The following is an 11,430-nucleotide window of genomic DNA, read 5'->3' on the forward strand; positions in this document are numbered from 1 at the left end:
GTTAACCGAGATACATGGTTACTTTGATGAAGTCAATACTAAAGGTCGGTCGCAGAGTCATGGTCACGATCGCTTCTCCGGCAATTTCCTGAACTCGGTTAGCGGTGACGGCTAACTCATAGCTAATCAGAGCTTCATCCTGGACCATGCGCGTCAAGAAGGCATCAAGAGTAGCTTTCATCGCTCCCCGCACCCGTTCGTTGTTCAACTTGCCTATGTAGGGATTGCAGGCGGAGCGCACCCCGTAAATGGCAAAGTCAACAATCCGGCGGGTAGTAATCTGATGCCAAGCAGAATTGGTGGCGGTGGTAATGCCTTTGACCACCCGAAAACCCTCCCGTTTCTCGATCGCCAGCACGCGGTTGCCGACCAGCTTTTCCAGCTGGGAGGTGGAAAACTCTTTGGCGAGTCCAGGAATCGTCAAAGGTTTGTTAGTCGGACTAGCCTGCACCGGCAGAGATGCCAGTAGTCCAGCGACTGCTGCCGCTGTGTAAGCGCCTGAGAGTTTGACCTGGGGGGAGATTTGTAGTCCTGGTGCGACCAAAATCAGGCGATCGCTATCCAGGGTGTGTCCGGCGATCGTGTTAACATCATCAGAGGTTCCGCTACCAATAAGGCCGATCCGTTCTCGCTTGATTGTCGCAGTTGTGTTCAAATGACCCAGCAGTGCTGTCACCATTTCGGAGTTGGTGACATCCTGTCCGGCCAGCAAAACCAAGTTTATTAGTTCATTCTCCAATTGTGCCAGACTATTTTTATATTCCTCAGCACTAGCCGGTTCTCCATCGGAGCCTGCGGTAAATTCCTCACCACTTTCGCTGGTGTTTCTTGGCAAAGTAGAGGAAGAGCCTTCAGCTAGAGTGGCAGTTACTAAAGTAGAACCTTTAGTCTGGTTATTGACTTGTTGTTCCAGGTCGCCGGACTTAGAAATGGTATAGGTTTCTTTAGTATTTTGATAGGTTAGCTCGACTTTCTTGCTGTTAGCAGGCGAGTCAGCATCAGTGATTTTAATCTTGATATTATTGCCCCGGGTTCCTGGAGTTTTTGCCTCCAGTTTCACCAGATTTTTATCGGAGCTATCTTTGATTTGGTAGGCAGCTTTGGTGGCGGCTGTACGAACTGCATAGACAGTCTTACCGCCATTGTTATAAATCTGCTCCAGTGCTTGAATTAAGGTTAGTTGGCGAGCGGGATCAATGTCCCCGAAAATTTCCTTGGCTTCCGAAAAACTGCCAAGAATTTGTACTTCATCCACTGGTCCTTGGGCTGCGGTTCCAACAATTCCGATATTTCCTGAAACAACCTGACCAGCGCTAATCAGTCCTTCATCTCGTACTGTTATATAAGTACCCGGTAAGATGGCCTCAACCATGAGAGGTTCCTCCTCTTTTGGGAAAATTTTAGGTTTATCGTAGCCACCTGGTTTACTCTCGTCGTTCCGAGTAGGAGTCGTGCCAAGCAGAGAATAAACTCACAAGCGAGCCGATTTAATTGTAGCCGACATTCCGCAGACCTTCATATACTTTTATATATTTTTACATTCCCCAAGATGTTTTGACGAAAAACCTTCATTGTAGAAACTACTATTGAGAATATTTTCAAGAGTAAATTTTTTATGAGAAAAAATTTACAATTCTTCACCTTGATAAAAATCCATGATTGTAGCTATAGTCCTTACTGGCAAGGGGTGGTCAGCAATATATTAGTAAAAATTATCAATTGAATGTTAAGAAGTGCGGAAAGTGGGTTTAAAATTGGATGGGAACGAATCGCCCCTAAACCACCATGTCATCAACAGATTCTGGTGGTGATTCGGTAGTAGTGATGGCGGCTTAATCCTTTGCTTTGCTGTGCATTGTAGTCATGGATAAAATACCAAAGGGTTCCCCAACGTGATTCTCCATTTTTTTAGAGAAAGATAGACTGTCTCTCACTAGCCGAGAAATCCTTTGTCGAAAGGTATTATTTAATCTTTCAATAGGATTAGTTTGACCAGTTTCTTTACCTACTGCCCGATGACGTTTACTAGGAATTACTGTCTTATAGGACTCCCAAAAGTCTGTGTAAGCAACCGCACATTGTCGGTAAACACCGGGTAAACTGGCCCCAAAGTTTTTTGGCTGATTGACGACTCCTATCTCCGCGCATAGGGTTTGCGGCAAAAAGTTTTTGCCGCAAACCCCACTTAGGGTGCGGAATGTGGGTTAAAAAGATTGTATCCGTCAATAACATCTTGACAGACCAGTAGCTTGACGGTGGGAGTATGTCAATGATTACTGTCGCGGTTGTACGGGGAAACCTTGACGCTGAAGCATTTCCGCCGCATCTTGGCCCGGTTGATAGTTGATGCCGAGGGTAGAGGTGGCCGTATCTTCGATGATTTTGGGAGTGAGGAGAATAATCACCTCCGAGCGATCATTGCGATTGGTACGACTGCGGAATAAAGCCCCTAAAATGGGAATATCCCCTAAAATCGGCACTTTTGTCTCAGAACTCTGTTGGCGCTCTTGGATAATCCCGGAAAGAATTAAACTCTGTCCATCCCGGAGACGAATTAAACCAGAAGTCAATTCCCGACGAATCAGAGGGGTAAGGGTGTTGACTGTCAGACCACCGCTATCAAATCGAATTGGAGATCCCGGAGAGGCAACAGTGGGGCTAACCGACAGGGAAATAAAGCCGTTATCATCCACCTGATCGACGTTTACCGCTAAAGTTAATCCAGCATCGGCCAGTACAGGGACAGTGGTGCGTACGCCACTGAGAGGATCTACACTTGTCGCCACACTTTCTAGCACTTTCTCGGTGAGCTTAACGGTGGCCTGTTGACCTTCCTGCACCACCAGGGAGGGATCGGTGAGAATCTTGGCATTTCCTGTCTGAATTGACGCTTGCAGGGTCATCAGGAATTTTTGGGGATATTGGAATAGGGTCGGGGGTTCGTATTCGTACTCTATTATTCCCGTCTCTGGGTCAATATTAACATCACTCAAACCGGGTTGGAAGGGGTTAACAGTGCGACCAAAACTAGGGCGCGAGTAGGGTGTTAGACCCCCTGAAAAGTCATTCGGTCCTTGGTTAACACGGCCAAAGGGAGCGCCATTCTGAATGTCAAAAAAAGGTTGAATTTCTGCTGTCCCCGTACCCGATATGATATCGAAAATCGGCACAACAGGCTGTGCAAAAGCCCCCGGTCTGCCTACAGTTGAGCTAGTGGGTGGGTTCATATTACCAAAGTTCAGCACTGCCGCCCCGTTATCTTGAACAAAGAAACCATCGTTAAAACCGAAGGAAAAACTACTGTTAAAACGGTCTGTATTGAGCAGGTTAACATCGATAACTTTGACATTAACCACCACCTGACGGCGACGGGCATCTAGTTGGGTTAATAAAGAGGTGGCGATCTGGACTTGCCGCGCCTCGCCGATTAAATTGATAGAATTAAGGCGCTCGTCGGCGGCAACTCTTAAACCAGTTAAAAGTAAGGCAGCTTTTGAGCCTTTCGTTTCTTGGGGGGCCAGTGGCTCTAGGGTGGGAGGAACATCCCGGCGACCGATGACTCGTCCGGTGAGGGGATCGACGATATCCTCGGTTTGGGTAACTAAACGCTGGTATTCTGCCCCTTGGGTAGCGAGGAAAGTGGCGGCGGCGACAGATTTAACTTGGTTGAGACGCAGGGTGCGGCTAATCAGATTACGAGCGCCTTGGGGTAATTGCGCCCCAACAAAGATAGTTGTACCCTGACGGTTGGCCTGGAGTCCAGAAATTAACAATACGGCATTAAAAATGTTTTCCACCGATTCGTTAGTAAATTCTAAGGAAACTGTCTGAGAGGTGGCGTTAGTTTCCCCCTGGGCGCTGGTGAAAACGACGTTATAACCGGCATAGTTAGCAAGGGTCATTAACACTTCTCTAGCGGAAGCTTCCCGGAGTAAAACACGAGGTACAATCATATTACGCTCGAATTTGACCTTTTCGGCACTAGCATCGATGTTAGAGATGGCAATATCTCCCACCGGTGGGGCGACGGCCCGGGGTAGGGTGGGAGCGCCGGGGGCTTGGGGTGCGCCTTGAATGATAATTTCGGGGTTGGGGACAAGGGGCGCACTTTGGGCGAGCAGTTTTTCACTAGCTAAAATGCGATCGCTGATCTCCTTTTGTACGGCATCGGGGGTGGGAACGAAATTCTTAGGTCTTTTTTGTAAATTTTCTTGACTAAACTCTTGCGAAAATTCAATTTTTGATGTAGTCGATTTTAACTCTGAACCATCGAAGGAAATGGGGGTTTCGGCCAAAGCGCTCAGGGGAGCCATCAATAAAAACGAGGCAATTTGGGGGATAAACAGGGCATAACGGGACGAATTCACTTTAATTTCACTCCTCAACAATTGGGGGATTCAACGGACAAAAAACTAAACACTCACACTGGATTGAAGACTATTATTGGGGCGGACTAGCGGGGGGTTGACCTTCGGCGGGGGGTGGCGGTGCTAATTTCGCTAATTCGGCGGCATTGAGAGGAATAATCACATCGAGAATAAAAGTCGTGGTCACGGGTTTATCGCCTTGGGGAACGATAGTGGCTTTATTGTTGCCAGTACTAACCACTTTAACCGCCGATCCTTCCTTTTCCATCTGGGTATTGAGACTGTTGAGCAAAATGAGCGGCTGTAATCTTTCTAAATCCCGAATAACCTCTTGAGTGTTAGCATAGTTCCCTTCGATCTTGACGTTAAGAGTTTGACGTTTGAGCTTATTATTAACCGCGCTACCGAGGGAACCATCGGAAACCACCACTGGTTCTGGTCCTTGGGGTTGGAAACTAATCAGCTTAACATTGCGAGACTTAAAGATCTTGCTAATATCTAAGAGAATTGTGCTTAAGTTCTTTTCTTGAGCGAAAAGCGCGAGAATTTGCTGTTTAGTTGCCTCTTTTTGTTGCAACTGACTCTCAATTTTTGGTAATTCGGCCGGCCCGAGACCGCTTTTTTGTTGATCTATCTGTTGTTGTTTGCCGGCTGCATCGTTTTGCAACTGTTGCAAGGCATTATAAGCAGGCATCACCCAGTTAAAAAGCAGATAGAAAGAGCCAAGTAAACCTAGCACAGCGGCAGCGATGCCACTATTGCGGGGAGTAAAAGTTATCCCGAAAGCGATAGGATACTCCTCAAATTCCTCAAATTCGCGATCTTCAAATTCTTCGGTAAAGGTCATGGTTGAATGGCTCCTTGGCGTTTGAGAGTATTAATCCTAGTGATAACTCCGAGTGCTCCATTCCGGGTAAGATTGAGCAGTTGTTGAGTAGCGGGAGTATCACTTAATTGGGCGGTGATCACAAATTGAACCGCTTGCGGGAAACTCACACTAATATTCTTGTACTGATTAGCCACCTGTACGGGCAAATCGGCCAGGGCAGCACTTTCGATCACCGTTTTCTTACCCTGTAAAAAAGGGGAAGCTTGCAGGGTTAAGAGATAATCATTGACTGCTTCGTAACTACTGGCAAAACCACTGATTTTTAACTGAGTAGCCCGATTCGGTTGCCCTTGATCTGGGGCAGCGGGAACCTCCACCTGCTGCACACTGGTTAGCTGGACGCTAGGGGGAGTTTGTTGGCGAATTTCTTGAAGAATGGCTGACCAAGGCCTAATCTGATTGAATACAGTTACCAGAGATTGATTTTCTCCTTCTACTGCCGTTAATTGCGCTCTCAGGTCTTCTAGCTTTTTGCTTTGGGCTTGCAGTTGACCTAATTCCGCGTCCAGTTGCTGAATTAGGGCCTGAGTTTCGCTGGTTTGCCAACCGACGCTTAAACCGAGTAATCCCGTCAGTGCTAATAATCCGGCCCCCACTCCCACACCGATCAACAGGGGTGTTTGTTTACGCAGGTTAATAGCGGTGGAAATCTTGGCCGCGGGGGTTCCTTTCCCCGTTTGGCTAAGATGGCGATCCTTAAGAAAATTAACGTCAAGACTATACATAATTTTTGTCTATACCTCCCGTAATCCTAAACCGAGAACTGTTCCTAATCCCGGTCTTTCGGTATTAGGAATCTCTTGAGTTGTATCTAAGTTCAGTGATGCGATCGGATCGATTGCCATGGTGGGGACGCTGAGACGTTGAGTAAAGTATTCGTCTAGTTGCGCTAAACCGCCCCCGGGACCTGCTAAAAGTAATTGGACGATTTCCAGTTCATCACTTTGGTTAAGATAGAAATTAATCGATCGCCGTAACTCATCGGTTAATTCCCCTAAAACGCGCATCAGTGCCGTCATCCCAGCGTTAGTAGGGGCCCCAGAAGTGCCGGTATTGGTGCTAAGACTATCAAAGGCAGTAATCGGAATTGTCATCCCCAAAAGAATCTCAGGACTGCGGGAGGTGGGCAAATTCATCGCCCTGGAGAGGGCATTTTGTAGCTGGAAAGTGCCGATGGGGACAGTGCGGGAAAATTGGGGAACGCCGTCCACCACGATGGCAATTTCCGTGTTATCAAATTCTATATCAACAATAACGGCGGCTTCATTGGAACTAAACTGTCGCAAATGCTCGCGAATCGTCCGAATTAGGGCAAAACTATTAATTTCTAGCACATCTACCTGTAATCCTGCCTGTTGGAAGGTTTCCATATAGGCATCGGTAATCTCCCGACGAGTAGCAACTAATAATACTTGTACTTTTTCGATCCCGTCTTCATCCTGAAAGTAGCCTAGTTTTTGGTAGTCGAGATCCACTTCCTCGCGAGGATAGGGAAGGTATAAACTAGCCTCATGATTTAAGACCAGATTTCGCAATTCCTGATCGTCCAATTCCGAGGGAATGGGGATCATCCGGATCATTGACTCGCGCATCGGCACACCAGTAGCGACTCGTTTGCTGTTAATTTTATTTTCCTTGAGGAATTCTTGGATTAATTCCGCTAAAGCGGGGGAATCGACGATTTTTCCCTCCTCAAAGATGCCTTCCGGGATATCCGACCAACAACATTTAACTAATTTATAATTTTGTCCCTGTTTGGCGATCTGAGCTATGTTAATACGCTCCGGGGTGATCTCTAACCCAACACCTTGAGGTTTTTTTGTCAATAGCTTTTTAAAAAAACTTACCATAGATTTTCCTGGGCAGATCTAAGAGAATTAGTGATTAACAAAGCAAACAATTTTTTGACCTGATTTCATTTAGTCCCGATCAAGGCAGTAAATCAGTCTATCAACGATCCTGACTGGGTAAATTACCCAGAAAAGGTAAAAATCGAGAAGGAGAGAAGCTATTTCGTCCCTAAATACTAACCCGATTATCCGTGTTCAGATCTAGGTTAATCTTAACTGGGTGAGAGGAGAGGAAGTGCTTATTGATGGTGATATTGTAATCAATTTTGGTGAAAGAACCAAGTCCAAGCCAAAAATTGGCCATTACCCCCCCCTTTTTTTTCTGCTCCACTAGATCAAGCCAGCCAAGCCTAGTTAGGGTTTGCGGCAAAAAGTTTTTCCTGGTGCCACAGGGTGTGGGGTGTGGGGTTTTACCCATTTTCAGGTGGTCAATTACCTAATTTTCAGGGAAAAAGTCCCGGAATTTTCCCCCCCATCACTCCAATGGTCGGCACTTTTTGAAAAGTCTAAAAACCTTATCCAACAAGGTTTTTAGATTTATTCAGCCAAGCCTAGTTAGAATACCCAATTCTCTAGAGAAAATTGCAATTTTTCTAGACAATATTTTTTCCTGACTCCAGGAAACCGGCGCTCTTATGCTTCTGACGGGCGTGATTTTCCCGTATAATTAGGAGTTTGCACAGTGACAAAAGAAGTTAAGGAGCGAGTTCCATGGCACGAATGTACTATGATGAGGATGCCAATTTAGATTTATTAGCGGGAAAAACGATCGCTATTATTGGTTATGGTTCCCAGGGTCATGCCCACGCATTAAATCTCAAGGATAGTGGCGTTAATGTGATTGTTGGTCTATATCCCGGCAGTAAATCGGCCATCAAAGCCAAAGAAGCCGGTATTCCGGTTTATGATGTGGCCCAAGCCGCTAAAATTGCCGACTGGATCATGATCCTCTTACCGGATGAAGTGCAGAAAACGATTTATCTCCACGAAATTGCCCCGAATTTAAGCCCAGGCAAGGTTTTGTCTTTTGCCCACGGCTTTAATATTCATTTCGGTCAAGTGGTTCCCCCGGATAATGTCGATGTGGTTATGGTTGCCCCCAAAGGACCGGGCCATCTCGTCCGTCGTACCTACGAACAAGGTCAAGGGGTCCCCTGTTTATTCGCCGTCTATCAAGATGCTACCGGCCAAGCACGCGATCGGGCAATGGCCTACGCTAAAGGTATCGGTGGCACTCGGGCCGGGGTTTTGGAAACCACTTTCCGCGAGGAAACAGAAACGGACCTTTTTGGCGAACAGGCAGTATTATGCGGCGGTTTAAGTGCTTTAATTAAAGCTGGCTTTGAAACCCTCGTGGAAGCTGGTTATCAGCCCGAATTAGCCTATTTTGAGTGTTTACACGAGGTGAAACTGATCGTCGATCTGATCGTCGAGGGCGGTTTAGCTAAAATGCGCGATAGTATTTCCAATACAGCCGAGTACGGCGACTATACTCGCGGTCCGCGGGTGGTGACGGAAGCGACTAAGACCGAAATGCGGAAAATCCTCGGGGAAATTCAATCGGGACAATTTGCCCGAGAGTTTGTCCTCGAAAATCAAGCAGGTAAACCGGGTTTCACCTCTATGCGTCGTCAAGAAGCAGAACATTCGATCGAAGAAGTCGGCCAAGATCTGCGGGCAATGATGAGTTGGCTTAAACGCTAGTTCTCTTTTTTTTCGGTGGGGGGTTGGACGCAACGCGGCAATTCTTGCCCTTGCGTCCGTCCCGACACCCCACACCCCACACCCCAAAAGGAAAACCTCCTATGTCACCATTTAAGATAACTGCTGTATTCCCATTTCAGTAGACCTCCTGCAAAAATAAGTTATCGAGCCGCTATTGGGTCACAATATCTAAAAGCTCGGATAAATTCGACATAATCTTAGGTTTTATGGATAGTCTAGTCGTCTCTTGTCTTTTTTCTTCTCCTGACTCCCGACGACCGGCTCCTGACTCCTAACCCTAACAACAATTTTTGATTTTTACAAGAGGTCTAGTAGATCGCCTCTCGTGATTTGACCAGACCGATCGCCCGTAAACCGGCAATCACACCACAACCGATCACCATACCGACGAGGGAACGAATCAGATTTTCTATGGGAACGATCCCAATTAAAGCGATCCAGACTTCTTCGGGCCAGTTAAAAATCGAGTAGGTAATGGCGACGGCCCCTAAATGGGAGAGGCCGCTGGCGGTCCAAGTCCCCCCAAAAATTCCCGCCGCTACTAGGACAAAATTGCTACCTTTGATCCAATGGGTAAACAGAGTCCGGGTTGGTAGGATAAATAATACCAAAGCCGACCAATCGACGAAAGCCCCAGCAATAAAGACTCGTGGCGAAATGCCGTTCAGTCCGATCGCCCGGTTAGCGTAGATAAACAGGGGAATCAGAAAAATTAACGTCAATCCTAACCACCAATAACGGCGTTTTTTGCCTAAAACCATTGTTCCCGCCACAAAACTGGCTATAATTGCCCCAAAGACCGAAATAGCGGGAATTCCTGCCGTGTAGGGGGCAAGGAAAGCCCCAATTAAGGACCCAATGCCACTAGCGATCGCTCCAGCGATCGGGCCGAGTAACCAACCCAAGAGGGGAAAAACCGCTTGACTGAGGGGCATACTACCGCCGGAAGCGAGGACAATGGAGAAGGGAATAAAAGAAAGAGTAGTGACAATGGCCGCTAAGACGACAATATAGGCGATCGGCGCACCATCAATAGCGGCACTACTGACAGCTTCCACTTTGCGTTCTTCCCCTTCGGGGATAATATCTAGGGTCATAGTTGCAAGGGTAATTCTAACTTTTCTATCATCCTCTGGTTTGATCTTCTTCGGGCAATGATTGATTTTTTCGATAAGAGCGCACGGTAATGTGATCCTAAATCCGTTGAGTATGGGCTACATATTAGGACAGGCACTCATGCAAAACGGAGAATAAATAATCAGTCTTTAATAACTGGATTTATAGCGTTTCCTGTTCGCAAGAGGTACATTATCGATGTTAAAAAGCTTTATCAGCAAAGGTTTAACTGTGCCACATAGTGTGAGAACCGCTATAGTATTGTAAAGTTTCAATACAAATATAGTCATATATAGTCAGGCATTGTAATATATAGACATGAAACTATCAGACTAGGCAAAAAAAGCAGCAATAAGTTATCGAACGGCTTGGAGATGGTGGAAACAAGGAAATTTAACAGGTTATCAATTGCCTTCTGGTACAATTATCATAACGGATGACAACCCTTCAAAACCCGACGCTGAGTTAAAAGACAACGGACAATAATGTTAGTAGCCGAAAGACACATTATCAAGAAAGGACATAGATTTTGGGCTGAGATAGATAATTGATCTTGGCAGTCTAAAAATCTCTACAACTCAGCCAATTATTTAATCCGACAAAACTTCATTTATGGTCATGGCTATTTGACCTATAATCAGATGGCCTCTCTGAGGTCAAAGACAGAACAGTATCAAGCTTTACCTGCTAAAGTTTCCCAACAAGTTTTAAGAGGATTAGACAAAAACTGGTCATCATTTTTTGCCGCTGCATCGGAGTTTAAAAGTCACCCCGATAAATTTCTGGGAAAACCAAAAATCCCTGGCTATAAGGAGCCAAAAAAAGGACGAAATCTCTTAGTTTACACGATTCAAGCTATAAGCAAAGTAGGTCTTAGGCAAGGGTTAGTCAAACTATCAGGTACTTCAATTGCCTTGCCGACAAGAGTGGCGGAGCGCATAGCAGAAGTCAGAATAGTTCCTAAATGTGATTGTTATGTAATCGAGGTAATTTATGAGAAAACCGAACAGTTCTTAGCTCCTAATGAAAAGATAGCTGCGATAGATTTAGGCATAGATAATTTGATGGCTGTAACTTCAAATCAACCGGACTTTATCCCTTTGTTGATTAATGGCAGACCGTTAAAAAGCCTGAATCAATTTTATAACCAACGTCGAGCTAAGTTACAATCTCTGTTAAAAGGTAATCGTCAAAGTTCCCAGAGGATTCGCCGTTTAACCCGTTGCCGTAATCAGAAAGTAGATGATTATCTTCATCAGGCTAGTCGTTATTTAGTAAATCTCTTAGTTGAGCAAGAGATAACAACTTTAGTAATTGGGAAAAATGACGGTTGGAAACAAGAAGTGAACTTAGGAAAAGTCAACAATCAAAAATTTGTGACCATCCCTCATGCTCGATTAATTGAGATGATTAGTTATAAATGTCAATTAGAAGGAATCTCTGTGATTCTTCAAGAAGAATCCTATACCTCAGCTTCTAATTT

General features: G+C 45.7%; 8 protein-coding genes and 1 pseudogene. 2 read left to right on the plus strand and 7 right to left on the minus strand.

Annotated features, from left to right (window positions below):
• Position 1: 1 nt before the first annotated feature.
• The 6 genes and pseudogenes from O9324_RS16940 to pilM all read right to left on the minus strand — a co-directional run bounded on the left by O9324_RS16940 (position 2) and on the right by pilM (position 7,106).
• Entirely contained in the window at positions 2–1,372 is a 1,371-nt protein-coding gene (locus O9324_RS16940; protein WP_288140801.1) for a phage tail sheath C-terminal domain-containing protein, read from the minus strand.
• Positions 1,373–1,791: 419 nt separating this feature from the next.
• A pseudogene (locus tag O9324_RS16945) lies at positions 1,792–2,145 on the minus strand (IS1 family transposase); the annotation flags it as partial.
• Between the two features lie 128 nt (positions 2,146–2,273).
• Positions 2,274–4,367 carry a secretin GspD/PilQ domain-containing protein gene (locus O9324_RS16950; RefSeq protein WP_288140802.1) on the minus strand — a complete coding sequence of 698 codons (2,094 nt, stop codon included), beginning with the start codon at positions 4,365–4,367 and terminating at the stop codon, positions 2,274–2,276.
• A 73-nt stretch (positions 4,368–4,440) separates the two neighbouring features.
• Complete coding sequence (locus tag O9324_RS16955; protein ID WP_288140803.1) at positions 4,441–5,214, minus strand: pilus assembly protein; 774 nt, start codon at positions 5,212–5,214, stop codon at positions 4,441–4,443.
• Positions 5,211–5,981: a PilN domain-containing protein gene (locus O9324_RS16960; protein ID WP_288140804.1), complete on the minus strand. Its 771-nt coding sequence runs from the start codon at positions 5,979–5,981 to the stop codon at positions 5,211–5,213. The genes O9324_RS16955 and O9324_RS16960 overlap by 4 nt, the downstream gene beginning before the upstream one ends.
• A 9-nt stretch (positions 5,982–5,990) precedes the next feature.
• On the minus strand, positions 5,991–7,106 hold the full coding sequence (pilM, locus tag O9324_RS16965) for a type IV pilus assembly protein PilM (RefSeq protein ID WP_193961305.1): 1,116 nt from the start codon (positions 7,104–7,106) through the stop codon (positions 5,991–5,993).
• A gap of 711 nt (positions 7,107–7,817) precedes the next feature.
• Between pilM and ilvC the strand changes: the two genes are divergently transcribed.
• Entirely contained in the window at positions 7,818–8,810 is a 993-nt protein-coding gene (ilvC, locus tag O9324_RS16970) for a ketol-acid reductoisomerase (RefSeq protein WP_002766122.1), read from the plus strand.
• A gap of 329 nt (positions 8,811–9,139) precedes the next feature.
• Here the strand turns inward: ilvC and O9324_RS16975 are convergent, their stop codons facing one another.
• Complete coding sequence (locus O9324_RS16975) at positions 9,140–9,928, minus strand: ECF transporter S component (protein ID WP_002766121.1); 789 nt, start codon at positions 9,926–9,928, stop codon at positions 9,140–9,142.
• Between the two features lie 627 nt (positions 9,929–10,555).
• On the opposite strand from O9324_RS16975, the gene O9324_RS16980 reads away from it, so the two are divergent.
• Positions 10,556–11,430: RNA-guided endonuclease InsQ/TnpB family protein (locus O9324_RS16980; RefSeq protein WP_288140805.1), on the plus strand; the 875-nt coding region annotated here is incomplete at its 3' end.

Origin of the sequence: Microcystis sp. LE19-84.1B (assembly GCF_027531875.1) — a bacterium.
Taxonomy (GTDB): domain Bacteria; phylum Cyanobacteriota; class Cyanobacteriia; order Cyanobacteriales; family Microcystaceae; genus Microcystis; species Microcystis panniformis.